The sequence below is a fragment of the Actinobacillus porcinus genome, assembly GCF_901764995.1.
In the GTDB taxonomy this organism is placed as follows: domain Bacteria; phylum Pseudomonadota; class Gammaproteobacteria; order Enterobacterales; family Pasteurellaceae; genus Exercitatus; species Exercitatus porcinus.
Genome location: NZ_CABFKI010000001.1, coordinates 36,074 through 54,717, shown reverse-complemented (window position 1 = coordinate 54,717; position 18,644 = coordinate 36,074). Strand labels below are relative to the sequence as shown.

Annotated in this window: 15 protein-coding genes and 1 tRNA gene; 5 read left to right on the top strand and 11 right to left on the bottom strand. The window is 42.3% G+C overall.

Annotated elements, in window-relative coordinates; all coding sequences use genetic code 11:
* Nucleotides 1–69 precede the first annotated feature (69 nt).
* The 4 genes from ftsE (at nt 70) to E7T07_RS00220 (ending at nt 4,080) form a co-directional block, all read left to right on the top strand.
* Nucleotides 70–720: a cell division ATP-binding protein FtsE gene (ftsE, locus tag E7T07_RS00235; RefSeq protein ID WP_135708936.1), complete on the top strand. Its 651-nt coding sequence runs from the start codon at nt 70–72 to the stop codon at nt 718–720.
* Nucleotides 721–746: 26 nt separating this feature from the next.
* Nucleotides 747–1,673 (top strand): permease-like cell division protein FtsX, encoded by a 927-nt coding sequence (gene ftsX, locus E7T07_RS00230; RefSeq protein WP_135708935.1) that lies wholly within the window; start codon nt 747–749, stop codon nt 1,671–1,673.
* Nucleotides 1,674–1,821: 148 nt separating this feature from the next.
* Nucleotides 1,822–2,934, top strand: coding sequence for an aspartate-semialdehyde dehydrogenase (gene asd / locus E7T07_RS00225; protein WP_135708934.1), 1,113 nt, complete (start codon nt 1,822–1,824; stop codon nt 2,932–2,934).
* A gap of 201 nt (nt 2,935–3,135) precedes the next feature.
* Entirely contained in the window at nt 3,136–4,080 is a 945-nt protein-coding gene (locus E7T07_RS00220) for an alpha/beta fold hydrolase (protein ID WP_135708933.1), read from the top strand.
* A gap of 2 nt (nt 4,081–4,082) precedes the next feature.
* Here the strand turns inward: E7T07_RS00220 and E7T07_RS00215 are convergent, their stop codons facing one another.
* The 7 genes from E7T07_RS00215 to rpsU form a co-directional block, all read right to left on the bottom strand.
* On the bottom strand, nt 4,083–4,760 hold the full coding sequence (locus tag E7T07_RS00215; protein ID WP_135708932.1) for a ComF family protein: 678 nt from the start codon (nt 4,758–4,760) through the stop codon (nt 4,083–4,085).
* Between the two features lie 153 nt (nt 4,761–4,913).
* On the bottom strand, nt 4,914–5,297 hold the full coding sequence (locus E7T07_RS00210; RefSeq protein WP_135708931.1) for a helix-turn-helix domain-containing protein: 384 nt from the start codon (nt 5,295–5,297) through the stop codon (nt 4,914–4,916).
* Nucleotides 5,294–5,833, bottom strand: coding sequence for an integrase arm-type DNA-binding domain-containing protein (locus E7T07_RS00205; RefSeq protein WP_135708930.1), 540 nt, complete (start codon nt 5,831–5,833; stop codon nt 5,294–5,296). The genes E7T07_RS00210 and E7T07_RS00205 overlap by 4 nt, the downstream gene beginning before the upstream one ends.
* 229 nt (nt 5,834–6,062) lie before the next feature.
* Nucleotides 6,063–6,138: transfer RNA gene (locus E7T07_RS00200), tRNA-Ile, on the bottom strand.
* 141 nt (nt 6,139–6,279) lie between these two features.
* Nucleotides 6,280–8,148: an RNA polymerase sigma factor RpoD gene (gene rpoD / locus E7T07_RS00195; RefSeq protein ID WP_135708929.1), complete on the bottom strand. Its 1,869-nt coding sequence runs from the start codon at nt 8,146–8,148 to the stop codon at nt 6,280–6,282.
* A gap of 81 nt (nt 8,149–8,229) precedes the next feature.
* Nucleotides 8,230–10,014, bottom strand: a complete 1,785-nt coding sequence (gene dnaG / locus E7T07_RS00190; RefSeq protein ID WP_135708928.1) for a DNA primase — start codon at nt 10,012–10,014, stop codon at nt 8,230–8,232.
* Between the two features lie 166 nt (nt 10,015–10,180).
* Entirely contained in the window at nt 10,181–10,396 is a 216-nt protein-coding gene (rpsU, locus tag E7T07_RS00185) for a 30S ribosomal protein S21 (protein ID WP_005701713.1), read from the bottom strand.
* 273 nt (nt 10,397–10,669) lie between these two features.
* Here rpsU and tsaD point away from each other — a divergent pair, with 273 nt between their 5' ends.
* Nucleotides 10,670–11,704, top strand: coding sequence for a tRNA (adenosine(37)-N6)-threonylcarbamoyltransferase complex transferase subunit TsaD (tsaD, locus tag E7T07_RS00180; protein ID WP_135709146.1), 1,035 nt, complete (start codon nt 10,670–10,672; stop codon nt 11,702–11,704).
* Nucleotides 11,705–11,999: 295 nt separating this feature from the next.
* Here tsaD and lpcA read toward each other — a convergent pair whose 3' ends face one another.
* The 4 genes from lpcA to E7T07_RS00165 all read right to left on the bottom strand — a co-directional run bounded on the left by lpcA (nt 12,000) and on the right by E7T07_RS00165 (nt 18,630).
* Nucleotides 12,000–12,584: a D-sedoheptulose 7-phosphate isomerase gene (lpcA, locus tag E7T07_RS00175; RefSeq protein ID WP_135708927.1), complete on the bottom strand. Its 585-nt coding sequence runs from the start codon at nt 12,582–12,584 to the stop codon at nt 12,000–12,002.
* 132 nt (nt 12,585–12,716) lie between these two features.
* On the bottom strand, nt 12,717–12,845 hold the full coding sequence (locus E7T07_RS11165) for a hypothetical protein (protein ID WP_281279596.1): 129 nt from the start codon (nt 12,843–12,845) through the stop codon (nt 12,717–12,719).
* 346 nt (nt 12,846–13,191) lie between these two features.
* Complete coding sequence (mfd, locus tag E7T07_RS00170; protein WP_135708926.1) at nt 13,192–16,641, bottom strand: transcription-repair coupling factor; 3,450 nt, start codon at nt 16,639–16,641, stop codon at nt 13,192–13,194.
* On the bottom strand, nt 16,642–18,630 hold the full coding sequence (locus E7T07_RS00165) for an LTA synthase family protein (protein ID WP_246046041.1): 1,989 nt from the start codon (nt 18,628–18,630) through the stop codon (nt 16,642–16,644).
* Between the last annotated feature and the right edge of the window lie 14 nt (nt 18,631–18,644).

The window sequence follows — 18,644 nt, the reverse complement described above, 5'->3', positions numbered from 1 at the left end:
GATAAGCCCTGTATCGCACGGTGCTTTTCTGTATAATGAGCAAAGTTTTTGACTAATAGAGAAAAGAAGATGATACATTTTGAAAATGTCAGTAAAGCCTATTTAGGGGGTAAACCTGCGTTACAAGGGCTGTCATTCCATTTGCCTGTGGGCAGTATGACCTATTTGACCGGACATTCCGGTGCCGGTAAAAGCACGCTGTTGAAGTTGATTATGGGGATGGAACGTGCCAATGGCGGGAGTATTTGGTTCAACGGACATGATATTACGCGTTTATCCCACTATGAATTGCCATTTTTGCGCCGTCAAATCGGTATGGTGCATCAAGATTATCGTTTATTGTCAGATCGCGCTATTGTGGATAATGTGGCGTTGCCGTTAATTATTAATGGGATGCATCCTAAAACCGCACGAGAGCGCGCGCTTTCTGCGTTAGATCGCGTGGGCTTATATGATCGTGCCAATCATGCGCCGATTCATCTTTCAGGCGGTGAGCAACAACGCGTAGATATTGCACGTGCGGTGGTGCATAAACCGCAATTATTGCTCGCTGATGAGCCTACGGGTAACTTAGATAATGCCTTGTCTTTAGAGATTTTTAATCTGTTTGAAGATTTTAACCGTATGGGGATGACGGTGTTAATTGCCACTCACGATGTGGGATTGATTAACCAGAAACCCAAACCTTGTCTTGTGTTAGAGCAAGGGCATTTACGTTAATTCGGCGCAAATCGGGGAAGATATTTATGAGTTCATTACAAAAAGCGCCATTTTGGGTGCAAATGCAATATGTATTACGAGATGTGTGGGCGGATTTAATTAAGAAGAAATACGCGACTTTATTAACGGTATTAGTGATTGCAGTTTCCTTAACAATTCCTACAGTGAGTTTTTTACTTTGGAAAAATATTCATCAAGCCACTACGCAATTTTATCCTGAAAGTGAATTGACGGTTTATTTGCATAAAAATCTCACGGAAGAAGATGCCAACACCGTAGTGGATAAAATTCGGGAACAAGAGGGGATTGAAACCCTGAATTATGTTTCTCGCCAACAAAGTCTCAAGGAATTTAAAAACTGGTCGGGTTTTGGTGAAGAATTGGACGTATTGGATGATAATCCGTTGCCTGCGGTGGTGATGATTACGCCAACCAAAGCCTTCCAGCCTTCGGAAAAACGCCAAGAGCTTTATCAAGGTTTGATGAAAATTAAAGGCGTAGAAGAAGTGAGAATGGATAATGACTGGTTGGAAAAATTAGCGGCATTATCTTGGTTAATTGCCCATATTGCGATTTTCTGTACGGTGTTAATGATGTGCGCGGTATTTTTGGTGATTGGCAACAGTATCCGTTCTGATGTTTACAGCAGTCAAGCCAACATTCAAGTAATGAAATTACTGGGCGCCACAGAACAATTTATTTTACGCCCATTTTTGTGGACCGGGATGATTTATGGCGTGTTAGGCGCATTTTTTGCTTGCTTCTTTAGTGCGTTGCTGGTGGGCTATTTCACAAGTGCGGTCAAATATGTAACAGATATTTTTGCGGTTAATTTTGATGTGGGCGGATTAGATTTTGGTGAGATAATCTTCCTATTTATTCTCTGTGCCATTGCAGGCTATATTTCTGCGTGGATTGCGGCAACGCGACATATTCGCTTGCTGGAAAAATAAAAAATTTAAAAAAGGATGATGAAAATTTGCGTTATTTCAGGTTTTCATCATTTTTTTTATTTTTTTATGAGATTGGACTTGATTTTATTTGATTGTTCTGTAATTAATTAGAGCTATCTCAATTCAAACACAACAAAAGGAATAAAATATGAAAAATGTCGGTTTTATCGGTTGGCGCGGTATGGTGGGTTCCGTTTTAATGGATCGCATGGTTCAGGAAAACGATTTTGCGAACATTAACCCTATTTTCTTCACCACCTCACAAGCAGGTCAAAAAGCGCCTGTATTTGGTGGTAAAGACGCAGGTGAATTAAAAAACGCATTCGACATTGAAGAACTTAAGAAATTAGATGTGATCGTGACCTGCCAAGGCGGCGACTACACCAACGAAGTTTATCCAAAATTAAAAGCCACAGGTTGGGATGGCTATTGGGTGGATGCAGCTTCTGCATTACGTATGGAAAAAGACGCGATTATCGTGTTAGACCCGGTTAACCAACACGTTATTTCAGAAGGCTTAAAAAACGGCATTAAAACTTTCGTGGGCGGTAACTGTACCGTGAGTTTAATGCTAATGGCGATTGGTGGTCTTTTCGAGAAAGATTTAGTGGAATGGATTTCTGTTGCCACTTACCAAGCGGCTTCAGGTGCCGGCGCGAAAAATATGCGTGAATTATTAAGCCAAATGGGTCAATTAGAAAATGCGGTGCAAGCAGAATTGGCGGATCCGGCGTCTTCAATTCTAGAGATTGAACGTAAAGTGACAGCGAAAATGCGTGCAGAAGATTTCCCAACAGAAAACTTTGGTGCGGCATTAGGCGGTAGCTTAATTCCTTGGATTGACAAATTATTACCGGAAACAGGACAAACCAAAGAAGAATGGAAAGGTTATGCAGAAACCAACAAGATTTTAGGTTTAAGCGACAACCCAATTCCTGTGGATGGTTTATGTGTGCGTATCGGTGCATTACGCTGCCACAGCCAAGCGTTCACCATTAAACTCAAAAAAGACATTCCATTAGCGGAAATTGAACAAATCATTGCGGCTCACAACGAATGGGTAAAAGTGATTCCAAACGACAAAGAAACCACATTACGTGAATTAACCCCGGCGAAAGTGACGGGCACATTAAGCGTACCGGTGGGTCGTTTACGTAAATTAGCAATGGGTCCTGAATATTTGGCAGCCTTCACCGTAGGTGACCAATTATTATGGGGTGCGGCAGAACCGGTACGCCGTATTTTAAAACAATTAGTGTAAGCTAAACCGGTGAAAGTGCGGTTAAATTGACCGCACTTTTTGGTATTATGCAGCAGACACACAAGACGTTCGTTGAGCTTGTCGAAACGTAAGTCTTGTGTAACGCGCTGAAATGGCTTGTGGTTCGACAAGCTCACCAACCGCCCTTCCAGCTGCACATTTTCTATTCTCTCTACGTTCATTTTTGTACAAGACTAATCCATGACTCGCGAACCCCATTTTCATCGATTTGCCCTAAGCCAACTGCAACCCTTTGTGGAACAATTTCCGATTCAACATTTGCAAGGCAAAAATAATTGCCGACTGGCTTATCGACACATCACACACGAAGAACCCCAACAACGCCAATTGGTGGTGTTAGTTAATGGTCGGGCGGAAAATCTTTTGAAATGGACTGAGCTGGCTTATGATTTTTTCTTGAGCGGTTATGACGTGCTGCTGTTTGATCACCGCGGACAAGGTTATTCGCAGCGATTATTGCAAGATCCCGACAAAGGTCATTTGGATGAATTTCGTTTTTATACGGATGATATGGCAAAAATTATCGCGCACGCCACCGCACTTTATGATTACAAAGCACAATATATTGTCGCCCATTCCCTTGGCGCGCTGATTTCGAGTTATTATCTCGCCAATTATGATCACCACATTAAACGTGCAGTACTTTCTGCGCCCTTTTTTGGTGCACCACTTAAAAGCCCCATCCGCGATCAGCTTGTTCTGGCAGCCATGAATTTATTTGGGCAAGGTTCTCGCTATGTATTTGGCAAAACTTCCTATAAACCTGCGGATTTAGATAATAACGAACTGAGCCATTGTAAAACGCGGATGAAATGGATGAACCGTGTAAATCGTAAATTCCCCGAATTGCATCTCGGCGGCCCAACCTTTCGCTGGGTTCATCTTTGTTTAAATGCCATTAAAGGATTGCCTAAAATTTTACCGCGCATTGAAATTCCCGTGCTGATTTTTCAGTCAGAACGCGATCGTATCGTCTCAAATAAAAATATCGAAAAACTCACCGCACTTTTGCCAAAAGGCGAAATGGACGTCATCACCCATGCTAAACACGAAATCCTTTTTGAGCGAGATGCCATTCGAGAGCAAGCGATTAAACGGATATTAGCCTTTTTCCGTCAAAAATAGCCCTAGGTTTTTGCTAATCCCCACACTTGAATTTCCTGCACGCCCTGTTTTCGTAATAATTTTGCGATTTCATTTAATGTGGAACCCGTTGTAATCACATCATCAATTAACGCGATTCGTTGATGGGGGATTTTCCTTTTTACCCGAAAAGCATTTTTCAAGTTTTGACGGCGCGCTTTTGCGGTTAACCCACGTTGTGTGGGGGTATGCTTAGCACGTACTAACAAATTGTTTTCACAAGGCATTTTGAGCCATTTCGACAACCAACCTGCAATTAAATCAGCCTGATTATAGCCCCGCCGCCACTGACGAAAATGATGTAATGGCACAGGAATAAGCACATCGGGCAAGGTTAACCCATGTTCCCGTCTTGCTTTCATCACTGCCAACAACAGCAACCGCGCCAAGGTGCGATCAAGCCAAAAAGCCTGTTGAAATTTAAAACGATGAATTAAAGTTGACAAAGGTTCGTTATAACGCCCCGCCATCACCAAACGATCCCAACTTGGCTCGTGACGCAAACATTGCCCACACATCATCGCATTTTGTGGCAATTCTGCACCGCACTTTCCACAATATGCGCGAGATTGAACAAGACGATTGCAACGACAACAAAGACCGTGAGAAGCAACCGCTAACTGACCTTGGCAATGCACACAACGAAATCCAAAAATATTCATTTCTTACTCGGTTTTTTCGTTAACTATAGTGAGAATAGCAAAAAAAGAAATGTGCAAACGTGGGTTTTGGAATGGAGATCACAAAATTTGATGTGATTTTAGAGATAATTGCCAATAAAAAAGCCCTACATTCAAAAATGTAAGGCTTGTTATTTAATACATCTGCTTAACATCACAATCATAGATTTTAGAAAAGCGTTCAAGTGTTTTTTTCTGGGGTCTGCTGTCGCTTCGTTCCATTTGTGAAATAGCAGATTGTGATAATCCTGTTAATTCTGCTACTTCTTGTTGCGATAGATTGCGGTAAATTCTCCACGCACCTAAATGGTTTACGTTATGTTTAATCATTGCCATAACAACGTTGTGCGGAATTAGTACATCATCATTATCGCTTTGCTCATAGGGTAAGCTTGCCCACTCTTCCGCATCGTTGTCGGTTTGTTGCGCTTCGTATTTTTTGAGTCTTTGATATTCGCTAACAGGTAAAACAACAAAAAGCGGATTATTATTTAAATCGTTAATATATTGTAAGTTCATTTTAGTCTCTCCATTAAAGGGGTTCCCCTTGCGTCTAACGGCTGAATTGCTTGAATAACACGCTTTGGGGTTATGCTCTCAATCGGCATTTGACCCAAATCAGGAATTAAGTATTTAGTAATTATCAGCCAATTTTTAGCAAGCGTTTCATCCTTTACCGCCCCTTTTTTAACATCCATCAGCATTTTAGCTTTCCACTGCTCCGCAAGGTGTAAAAATGTATTTTCTCGCCTTGCTTGCTCTTCATCCTGTTTCTGTTGGCGGTACTCCTGTGGGTCAATATCTTGCGCCAATAATGCGCGATAATCTTCACGCATAGCGCGCGCTTGCGCTAAAGAGACATCAGGGAAAGAGCCTATACTCATATCTGTTTCAGTTTTTGCAAATGGTTTTTTATATCTAAAACGCCATACTTTAGCCCCTGTCTTCTTCACCAACAGAAAAAGCCCTTTGCCGTCCATAAGTTTATAATCTTTCTCTTTCGCTTTCGCATTGTTCACTTCGGTATTAGTCAATGCTTTTATAATTCTTGCCATTTTGTCACCGCTCAAGCCTGTACAGAAAAGGATTTTTGCAACTTTTAAGGGTACGCAAAAAACCACTATTTAAAACGTACCCTTAAATGTACCCTTAAAATTTCAGGCTGTAAACGTATAATAGCGAACGATAACGAACGAAAACGAAAAGAAGAAAGGCGATAAAGCTAGATTTTATAAGGGGTTTTGAATAATGGCGGAATATGGCAAAAGAAGAAAAAAGTTGGTTTGGTGCCCCCAACTGGGATTGAACCAGTGACCAAGCGATTATGAGTCGCCTGCTCTGACCGCTGAGCTATGGGGGCAAGAGAAATTCGCGAATGCGAAGTGCGGTCGATTATATGGGAATATTGGCTCAAAGTCTAGAACAGCGTATTAATATCAACAAAAAAGGTCTAGTTTTTGCTAGACCTTTCGTATATGCGTACATAATTTGTTCGTTTCAATTATTCATCTAAGAAACTACGCAATGTTTCTGAACGACTTGGATGACGTAATTTACGCAATGCTTTAGCTTCAATTTGACGAATACGTTCACGCGTTACATCAAACTGTTTACCCACTTCTTCAAGAGTATGGTCAGTATTCATATCAATACCAAAACGCATACGCAATACTTTTGCTTCTCTTGGCGTTAAGCCTTCAAGCACTTCGTGAGTTGCAGCACGTAAGCTTTGTGCGGTTGCACTATCCAATGGTAATTCGAGCGTATTATCTTCGATAAAATCCCCTAAATGTGAATCATCGTCATCACCAATTGGTGTTTCCATTGAAATTGGCTCTTTCGCGATCTTCAACACTTTACGAATTTTATCTTCTGGCATCCCCATGCGTTCAGCCAATTCTTCCGGTGTCGCTTCGCGCCCCATTTCTTGTAAGCATTGACGAGAAATACGATTTAATTTGTTAATCGTTTCAATCATATGCACAGGAATACGAATAGTACGCGCTTGGTCTGCAATGGAACGGGTAATCGCTTGACGAATCCACCAAGTTGCATAAGTAGAGAATTTATAACCACGGCGATATTCAAATTTATCCACCGCTTTCATCAAACCAATATTCCCTTCTTGAATTAAATCAAGGAATTGTAAACCGCGGTTGGTGTATTTTTTCGCAATCGAAATCACAAGACGTAAGTTCGCTTCCACCATTTCTTTTTTCGCACGGCGTGCTTTTAATTCACCTTGTGCCACACGATCGCCAATATCTCGAATTTGGGCAATGGTCAAATTGGTTTCCGCTTCAATATGTTGTAACTTAGCAATAGCACCACGAATATCCGCAGCGTATTTCTCAAGTTTTTCCGCATAAGGTTTATTGCTTGCCAATGCTTTGACTAACCAATCATCATTGGTTTCTTTCACCGCATTAAAGGCTTTAGAAAAATCATCCTTCGGCATTTTGGCATAATCTACAACCCAACGCTGAATTTGACGCTCTTCAGCACGAATACGTTTCATCAAATCGCGCATTGGAATGACAAGACTATCAAATTGACGTGGAACCAAGCGGAATTGCGTGAAGATATCGGATAATAGCTTCATTTCATCTTTGGCTTTTTTGCTCGAACGACCATGCTTTTCAATCATTTCAAGGGTTTTTGCATGTTGCTCTTTCAACGCAACAAACTTCTCACGCGCCACTTCCGGGTCAATTGAGTTATCGCTATCATCACTTGAGCTATCGCCATCATCATTATCTTCTTCATCTTCCTCTGAGGCTGAAGAAGCAAGATCGCTCTCACTGTCATCATCGGTCATCTCATCATCTAAGACAGGCGGAACATCATCAGCCAATTCATTCGGATCAACAAAACCTGTAATCAAATCACCTAAACGAACGGTTCCTTCTTCCACTAACGCATATTGCTCAAGTAAGAAAGATAAAGATTCCGGGTATTCAGCGACCGTACTTTGTACTTCATTAATCCCATCTTCAATACGTTTGGCAATATCAATTTCGCCTTCACGGTCAAGCAATTCAACACTCCCCATTTCGCGCATATACATACGCACCGGGTCAGTCGTACGACCAAGTTCGGCTTCTACACTGGAAAGCACTTGTGTCGCTTCTTCTACCGCATCATCATCGGTATCCGTGATATTTTCATTTAAAATTAAATCATCGGCATCAGGCGCCGTTTCCAGCACTTGAATACCCATATCATTAATCATCTGAATAATGTCTTCAATTTGATCGGTATCGACCAATTCTTCAGGAAGATGATCGTTGACTTCCGCAAAGGTCAGATAACCTTGCTCCTTCCCTTGGGCGATTAACAATTTCAGTTGTGATTGTGGATTTTGATCCATAAGAATCCGCCTTTGATTAATTTATGATGTTGACTTTAGAAATAGCGGTAATTTTACCACTAAATCTATGCTTTCTCTAATTTATTTTCTACTGTTCAATAATTGCACAAGCTCTTGTTTTTCTTGGGCGTCTAAACCGCCACTGCGATCCTTGGCAATTAATTCTTCAATGCGTTGTTCAGTTAATTGATTGGCGTAATAAGCTAAGGTATCAACGAAAGTAGTCTCGATTTGTTCATCGTCAATGAGATGATCCCACACCGCTAACATTTCAAGTGGCTTAGCAAAATTTGTATCACGATAATGCTCTAAAATTTGCCCCATGGTAATGCCCACATTATCGCGACAAAGTGCGGTCAAACTTTCCAGCAAATCTAACCCTGCCACATCCCCTTTTAAGGCTTTAAAAAGCACCAAATCATAAGGCAATTGCGCCAAGTGTGGATTTTGTAACAACAACGCCACCATCACGCGCATGGGTGTTCGTTTTATTTCTGTCGGCTTTTTCACCGCACTTTTAGCCACCTGAGATATCGTATTCTCCGATTTAGGATGACGAGCAAAAAGTTTTTCTAGTTGACTCGGGTTAATAATCCCTAATTTCTGCCCCAACGCATTCTGCAAATACAACCGCAAGGTTTCACCGGATACGCGATTAATTAACGGCACCGCCAAAGACGCCAACTTGCTCTTTCCTTCTTTAGTAGCCAAATCAATCTGTTGTTGCAACAAATGCTCAAACAGAAATGTCTCCAAACTTTGCGCCTGTTGAATATATTGCTCGAATCCTTCTTTGCCATATTGACGAATATAGGTATCAGGATCTTCCCCATCAGGTAAGAAAATAAATTTCAACTGACGTCCATCTTCCAAATAAGGCAACGCATTTTCAAGCGCACGCCACGCCGCATCCCGCCCCGCACGATCGCCATCATAACAGCAGACTATCTGCTCAGTGGAACGAAATGCCAACTGGATTTGCTCCGGCGTGGTTGCCGTTCCCAAAGACGCAACGGCATAATTGACCCCAAATTGCGCCAACGCCACCACATCCATATAACCTTCCACCACCAGCAACATTTCAGGGGTATCATTAGCTTGTAACGCCTCAAACAAACCATAAAGTTCATTGCCTTTGTGATAAGTAATCGTTTCTGATGAATTCAAATATTTAGGACGCTCATCGCCTAACACGCGCCCACCAAATGCGATGGTACGACCGCGGCGATCTCGAATAGGAAACATCACGCGATGACGGAAAGTATCATAAACCTTACCGCGTTCACTCCGCTTTAACATCCCCAAATCGAATAACCGATCTTGCTCTTCCTTTGAACGCCCAAACTTATTCAGTATCAAATCAAACACATCCGGCACAAAACCAATACCAAAACGTTGAATCACATCAGCCGACAAACCGCGTTGTTGCAAATAAGCCAAGGCATTATCATGTTTCGGCAATTCCGCTTGATAAGTTTGTGCAATCTCTTGCATCAACGCATACAAATCTTTTTTGGCTTTATAACCGGTTTGCGATTTAAAGGATTTTTTGTCCGCACTTTGCTCACGCGGCACGTCCAACCCCAGCATACTCGCCAATTCTTCCACCGCTTCCACAAATTCTAATTTGTCGTAATCCATTAAAAAGCCAATGGCATTACCGTGTGCACCACAGCCAAAACAATGATAGAACTGCTTATTTTTGCTAACCGTAAAAGAAGGGGTCTTTTCGTGATGGAAAGGACAGCAAGCTTGATAATTATTCGAGCCTGCTTTTTTAAGTTTAACGCGAGAACCTACTACATCAACAATATCCGCTTTCGCAATAATATCATTAATAAAATCGCGTGGAATAAGACCTGCCATAGTAAACCCTCTTGCGTCTAATTATCTCAAATCAAATTAATAGCACATTACTGCCCTGTACTCAATTTGATTGAAAAAACAATAAAACGACCTAAAGAAACAAAACCGCGATCCCATTGGCATCACGGTTTGTTTAACTCGAGTTTTAATTCGTTAACGTGACGAATTAGTATAAACGTGTATTACGTGCGTTCTCACGAGCTACGCGTTTAGCGTGACGTTTTGCACGGGTTGCGTTTTCACGTTTACGAATTGTTGTTGGTTTTTCATAGAATTCACGAGCGCGAACTTCTGCTAAAATACCTGCTTTTTCGCAAGAGCGTTTGAAACGACGTAATGCAACGTCAAATGATTCGTTTTCACGTACTTTAATTACTGGCATATGCCATCACCTCTAATAAAATTTGATAATAAGTTTAAGTTAATTTTGCAAAATTACTGAGCAACTTACTCAATAAGGGTCGCAATTCTACTCTAGTTTGATAGCAAAAGTAAAGTTTAAATTTAGATCTTAAAGGATCTTTCATAAGAATTTCTCTATTTACTCGACTTTTCCCATTAACACCGCGAGATTTACTTGAACTTTTCTGATGGGGCGACAATCACACAAAAGTGCGGTAAAATTTCCGTTAATTTTGACTACGTAGAGAATAGAATGAAAGTCTTAGGCATTGAAACTTCTTGCGATGAAACCGGTGTCGCGATTTATGACACCGAACAAGGCTTAATCGCAAACCAACTTTATACCCAAATTGCATTGCATGCAGATTACGGCGGTGTCGTTCCCGAGTTGGCATCCCGTGATCATATCCGTAAAACAACGCCGTTAATTCAAGCGGCACTCAAAGAAGCGAATCTGACCGCGGATGAAATTGACGGCATTGCTTACACTGCAGGTCCCGGGCTTGTGGGCGCATTATTAGTGGGTTCTACTATTGCACGTTCGCTCGCTTATGCTTGGAATATCCCAGCGGTTGGCGTTCATCACATGGAAGGGCATCTACTTGCGCCGATGTTAGAACAACCTGAAAATCGACCGCACTTTCCTTTTATTGCCTTACTGGTTTCAGGCGGGCATACTCAATTAGTAAAAGTCGATGGCGTAGGAAAATATGAAGTGATGGGCGAAAGTATTGATGACGCAGCGGGTGAAGCCTTTGATAAAACAGCAAAATTGCTCGGGCTAGATTACCCCGGGGGGGCAGCACTTTCGCGCTTAGCAGAAAAAGGCACCGCTGGACGTTTTGTCTTTCCGAAACCCATGACCGATCGCCCCGGCTTAGATTTTAGTTTCTCCGGATTAAAAACCGCAGCGGCTAATACTATTAATCAAGCCATAAAATCAGAAGGTGAACTGACTGAACAAACCAAAGCCGACATTGCGCACGCTTTCCAAACCGCAGTCGTAGAAACCCTTGCCATAAAATGCAAACGCGCACTCAAAGAAACGGGTTATAAACGTTTAGTGATTGCAGGCGGCGTCAGCGCCAATAAACAATTACGCCAAGGTTTAGCGGGACTGATGTCAGAACTTGGCGGACGCGTATTCTATCCTGCCCCCCAATTTTGTACAGATAATGGCGCAATGATCGCCTATATCGGCGCACTTCGCTTACAAAACGGTGAATACAGCGGCTTAGCCATTGATGTCAAACCGCGCTGGGCAATGACAGACTTGCCGCCAATTTAACGTGCAACAATAAAAAATCAGTTTAATTTAAGATGACACCTTAAATTAAACTGAAATGGTGATTGGTGAGCCTGTCGAACCACGGTTAGTGAGCTTGTCGAACTATAAGCCATTTCAGCTTTTACCGCACAAGACTCACGTTTCGACAAGCTCAACGACCGTCTTGTGCAACTGCGACATAATATCGTCAAAATCCCTATTGAGAGAAAATCTCAATAGGGATTTTAATATTTTCAATTGGTTAAATCTTTGTGTAAGGGCTACACAACACAAGACTCAGTAATAAATTTGCCTATTACGCATCTTTCGCCATTTCAAATTCAATTAACATCATCAAAATATGAATAACTTTGATGTGAATTTCTTGAATACGATCAGCGTAGCGGAAATGGGGAACGCGGATTTCTACATCAGCCAAGCCTGCCATTTTTCCACCGTCTTTCCCTGTCATAGCAATGACTTTCATGCCTTTTGCTTTTGCGGCTTCAATAGCGTTAAGTACGTTTTTTGAGTTGCCTGAGGTGGATAAACCAAATAAGACATCGCCTTTTTGACCTACCGCTTCGACATAGCGTGAGAAGACGTAGTCATAACCAAAATCGTTACTCACGCAGCTTAAATGGCTCACGTCTGAAATCGCAATAGCTGGGTAGCCTGGGCGGTTTTCGCGGTAACGGCCCGTTAATTCTTCCGCAAAGTGCATAGCGTCACAATGGGAACCACCGTTACCACAAGATAATACTTTACCGCCTTGTTTAAAGCTGTCTGAAATTAACAATGCGGCTTCTTGAATGAGCTTGATGTTATTTTCATCTGCAATAAATTTTTGTAATACGTCTTGGGCTTCTAATAATTCGGCTTTTACTTGATCTAGGTACATAAAGTTCTCCTTTTGAATTGAATTTTTTTCTCTCATTTCTCCGTTAATAGAGATCGAATTTCGCCTTTGGCGACCTACTTTTACTGCGCTACGCTTGCACTACGTGCCGTTGCTGTTGGCAACGTTCAAAACCTAAAGGTTTTGTCTTTGCTCGTGCAAAGCAAAGTAGGCAAAAGAAACACGCCCCGGTTTTGCCGCTTTTTCCTTTTTTCTTGCTGATTTTTTTAACGCTAAATTCCAAAACTCGCTTCGCTCAGACATACTGAATTTAGCTAAAAATCAGCAGGAAAAAAGGGCGTCAAAGACGGGGACTAACAGTTCTTTAGTATAACAAAAACTTTGAAAAAATTGACCGCGCTTTTCCGATATTAATGAATAAATCTGAATATGAATAAATGCGCCAATGGGTCCCCGTCTGAGTTGCCCGAGCGTTTTGAAATTTTTAGCAAAATTCAGTATGTCTGAGCGAAGCGAGTTCTGGAATTTTGCGTTAAAAAAATTTCAAATAAGCGAGGAAAAGCAACGAAGTCGGGGCGTGCTTTCTTTTGCTTACTTTTCTTTGCACGAGCAAAGTAAAAGTAAGTCGCCCATCGGGCGAAACTGATTTTTAACTGAGCAAAGAATTAAGTAAATTCAACATAAATTCCAACCGCCCTTTCACCTGCTCCAAATTACAGCTAAATCGGAATTTAGTTGGTCCGTCAAATTTATATACCGCCGGTTTTTCTTTGATGAGCGTTAAGAACTTCATTGGGTCTAAATCGGCGGTTGGGTTGAACTCAATAAACCCGCCATTTGCTGTTGCGTCAATTTTAATCACCTTGAGTTGTTTCGCCAGTAAGCGCAATTCGGCAATTTGCATTAAATTTTTTGTCGCTTCTGGCAATAAGCCGAAACGGTCAATGAGTTCAACTTTTAACTCATCTAGCGCCGCTTTATCTTCTGCGCCGGCAATACGCTTGTAGAAGGACAAACGCATATTGACATCGCCAAGATAATCATCAGGCAGTAGGGCCGGCACACGGAGATCAATCTCCACTTGCTGTTGTGTCAGTTCATCTAAACTTGGTTCGCGTCCTTCTTTCATGGCTTTCACCGCACTTTCCAGCAATTCCATATACAAACTAAAACCAATGCTTTCGATTTGTCCGCTTTGCTCAGAACCGAGCAGCTCGCCTGCACCACGAATTTCTAAATCGTGAGTTGCTAAAATAAAGCCCGCACCAAGATTATCCAAACTTTCCAAGGCTTCAAGGCGTTTTACCGCGTCTTTGGTCATTAATTTTTTGTGTGGGGTCAGTAAATACGCATAGGCTTGATGATGAGAACGCCCTACCCGACCGCGTAATTGGTGCAACTGTGCCAAACCAAAATTATCCGCGCGTTCAATAATAATGGTATTCGCCGTTGGTACGTCAATACCTGTTTCGATAATAGTTGAACACACCAACACATTAAAACGTTGATGATAAAAATCGCTCATGACACGTTCCAATTCGCGCTCACGCATTTGCCCATGCCCAATGGTGACGCGTGCTTCCGGCACAAGTGCGGTCAATTTTTCTGCACAATTTTCAATGCTCGCCACATCATTGTGCAAATAATAAACCTGCCCACCACGCAAAATTTCACGCAAAATCGCTTCGCGTACCACCAAATCGTCTTTTTCGCGCACAAAGGTTTTGATGGTTAAACGGCGCGCCGGCGGTGTGGAAATAATGGATAAATCACGAATGCCGTTCATCGCCATATTTAAGGTGCGCGGAATCGGCGTTGCAGTTAAGGTCAAAATATCAATATTAGCGCGAAGTTGCTTGATTTTCTCTTTTTGACGCACGCCAAAACGATGTTCTTCGTCAATGACCAGCAAACCTAAATCGTGGAATTTCACATCAGATTGAATGAGCTTATGGGTTCCAATCAAAATATCCACTTTGCCTTCCGCCAACTCCTCCAACACTTTTTTCTGTTCTTTCGCCGTTTTAAAGCGCGACAGCACTTCCACGTTCACCGGCAAATTGGCAAAACGATCGCGGAAATTTTCATAATGCTGTTGGGCTAATAAAGTGGTTGGCACTAAAACCGCCACTTGTTTATGGTTCATTACCGCTAAAAATGCGGCGCGCATTGCCACTTCAGTTTTGCCAAAACCCACATCACCACAAACCAAACGATCCATGGCTTTGGGTTGGCACATATCCGAAATTACAGCGTTGATCGCCATTTCTTGATCTAAGGTTTCTTCAAATGGGAAAGTGGCGGCAAATTGCATAAATTCATCGCGATCATAGTGAAAGGCGAAGCCTTTTTGAGCTTCCCGTTGGGCATACACATCCAGCAACTCGGCGGCGACATCACGAATTTTTTCCGCCGCACGTTGGCGGGCTTTGCTCCACGCGTCTGAACCTAATTTATGTAACGGCGCGGTTTCATCGTTGCCGCCCACATAACGGCTAATTAAATGCAAACTCGCCACCGGCACATATAATTTGGCGTCATTGGCGTAGGTCAACAACAAATATTCTGCTTTCACACCGCCATTTTCGAGGGTCACTAAACCGCCGTAACGCCCTACACCGTGTTCTAAATGCACCACCGCTTGCCCTATTTTGAGTTCAGCCAAGTTGCGAATTAATGTATCGGGGTTCACGGATTTGCGTCTGTCACGAGTTCGTTGCTGAACGCGTTCGCCCAACAATTCCGTTTCGCAAATCACCGCAATTTTCACCGCACTTTCTGCTTCAATAATAAAGCTATGGGCAAGACGACTCACCATTAAACTAAAATGCTGTTCTTCGGCGTGAGACAACGTCTTGATTTGTTTAGGTTTCAGTTTGAGTGGTTTTAATAAATCCAACAAGGTTTCGCGGCGACCTTCCGTTTCCACGGAAAACAGAATTTTGCCATCAAATTGTTCGATAAATTGGCGTAAAGGTTGTAACGGTTCTTTTGATTGCGCTTGCAGTTGCACGTCAGGCAAGGTTGAAACCGTGAGATTTTTTTGTCGCACCGAAGCGCGCGCAACTTTCTCTTCTTTAAACGTTAATTTCGGATACTGTTTTAAATGACGATTAATTTCATCGATTTTCACCCAAAGTTTCGCCGGCTCAAGCAAGGGACGCATAGGATCCACACGGCGGCTTTCAAAGCGTTGCTCTGCGTCCGCATAAAAACGTTCCGCTTGCGTTGGGTTGCGTTCAAAATCAATAAATAAGGTATTTTTAGGCAAGTAATCAAACAACGTTGCCATTTCGGCGAAAAACAAAGGTTGCCAATATTCAATCCCTGACGCCAATGTGCCTTTGGAAACTTGTTGATAAATATGTTCAGGATCGCGGCGAATTTCGCCAAAGGTGTCGCGAAATTGCGAGCGGAACAATTCGATCCCTTTTTCATCCGTTGGGAATTCGTGGGCCGGCAATAAATTAATGCTTGGAATGGCTTCCAAGGTTCGTTGTGTATCCACATCAAAGGTACGAATACTATCAATTTCATCATCAAAAAAATCTAAGCGAAAAGGCACCGCACTTCCCATTGGGAACAAGTCAAGCAAAGAACCGCGTACCGCAAATTCCCCAGGCTCAAGCACTTGCTCAACGGCGCGATAGCCCGTATTTTCCAATTGCAAACGTAAACGTTCAATATTTAAACGATCACCATTTTTCACCAACAACACATTATTCTGTAGAAAAGAAGGCGGACAAAGGCGTTGCATGAGCGTGTTTATCGGTAGGATTAAAATGCCCGAATTGGCTTGTTGCAAATAAAAAAGCGCGCTTAATCGCGTTGAAACAATTTCTTGGGTAGGCGAAAACGCATCATAGGGCAAAGTTTCCCAGTCTGGAAATAGACGAATTTCACCTGGATAAAAATCCGCTAAAACGCGCTCTAAACGCACCGCACTTTTGTTATCAGGCGTCACAACAACGGTTAATCCTTTGTAATGTTGCGCCACTTGGCTAATGGCAAGGCTGTCTGCGCCTTGCAACACATTGCCAAGGATTTTGTGATCGTTAGGTTCCGTTGGAATATCAAGATTAAAATACTGCGTGACCATTTATTCTTTTGCGCCTTTTACTAAGTAATTAATTTGCCAGGTTAAAAGTTGTTTATAGGCTTGAATTCGTGCCCGTTTTTTATCGCTCACCGATTTCAACTCGCCAACCCAGAGATTGTCGGGATAAAGTGCGGTGGGATTTTGCCAAGAATATTGTTCAAGATGCTCACCATCGCTCACCCCTTCGCTATCCGCATAAAGCCCTTCGTTATAAGCAAAAGCATAGTTTTCATTGTCTTGCTCCGCCAACAAATTACGTCCGCCAAGGTTCCAATATTCCGCATCCGATAAGCTCAAATGGTACAAGGTTGGCATAATATCTTTGTGCGAACCAATGCGATTCGGATCAAATTTAAGGGCAAGTTTGCGTTGTAATTCCGTTGGAATATGAACATAAAACGGTACACCTTTCGCCATAAAATTCTGTTTTGGCGCGTCAAAACGTACACAACGCACGTGATGATCCCCAGTGGCAGCAATAATAGTTCGATTTCCCACCGCACTTTGCGCCACTTGCGTAATAAATTGCCCCAAGGCGTTATTGGCATATTGGTAAGTGGAAAGGGATTTACGATTTTCTTCTTCGTTGCCAAATTTTCCCGCTAACACATTTGGATTAATACGCGCCGCTTGGTAATGTTTCGGGACTTCATAGGGCGGATGGTTGGTCATACTTAAGATATTGATGAACAAAGGTTCATCGCTTTCTTTGAGTAATTTTTCTGCCAAGGCAAAAGCATATTCATCCGCAATGCCCCAATAAGACATTGTCGATTTTGCTTCGGGAAAGGCTTCGATAATGTCATTTTGGTCATAACATTCATCCACACCTTGCAACGGCAAATAGTTGCCTAAGTTGCGCCACATTAAACCGCCTGATGTGATAAACACCGTGCGATAACCTTGTTGTTTATAGGTTTTAAAGGGGCTATAGGGCAAGGCGATTTGCTGTGCCGCCGATTGGCTGATATTTTGAATAGGGCTGTAAAAATACAGTGAAGCCAAGGTGGGCGCGGTACCGTCATAATCAGACGTAAAGCGTTTAAACACAAAATCACGTTCAAAGTGCGGTCGTAATTCGCCCAATAAATCATTGGTTTCAGGGTTATCTAAAACCAGATAGTTCGTACCAAAACTTTCCATTAAAGCAAACACTACATTGGGCTTGATTGCTTGCAATGCAGGATTAGCAGGCGTGCGTTCAAGCAGGCTATCTGTGCCGAAGGCTTGCTGCATTAATGCCTTGCCTTCGTCTAAATTGACGGCGTCAAAATGAATATTGCGTTTACGATCTTTGAACGCCCATTCCATGGCAATCACGCCATTTGGCACTAATTTATTGATCACGGCTAAAGAAGACACTTGCGCATGATTTTTGCTTAATGGAGTGGAACGGATGGTGCCGCGCGCAAAAAAGGCTAAGGCAAGGAATGAACCAATAAAAAGTAAGGTTGAAACAGACCAATGGGCATCCAAACCTAAAAACCAACCGTATAAGGCGTGATACACAAAACCCGCAGGCAATACCGCCAATACCAGCACCGCAAGCGAGCCTGAAATCACAGGATAATCGTCATAGATATTTTTCAACACGGCTTTGGTATCGTCTTCCACTAAGCCGAACATAAACATGTCGTAATAATTGTTGTAGGTTTTGTAGTAATAAAAGTTACCCGCCACAATGCCAATAAGCACGATGGCAAAAATTAAGATGTAAATTGCCCAAAAAAGTGCGGTGGTTTTTAAGCTTAAAAATGAAAAGGTTGCACTACCCAATAAGAAAAAAGGGGCAAGAACAATGGCAATCACTTTGGCATCAAATTGCGCACCGCGGCGTCTCATACGCGTTAAGGCGGATTGGTATTGTGTATTTTGGCGAATTTCTGTGGAAATAAATGCCTTTGCCATATGGCAACGGTGTAAAAACAGAATTCCTTGGAAATAAGCAAATAAAATCCAAAGGGTAAAAATGAAAGCAATGAGAGACAAAATAACGTTCCTGC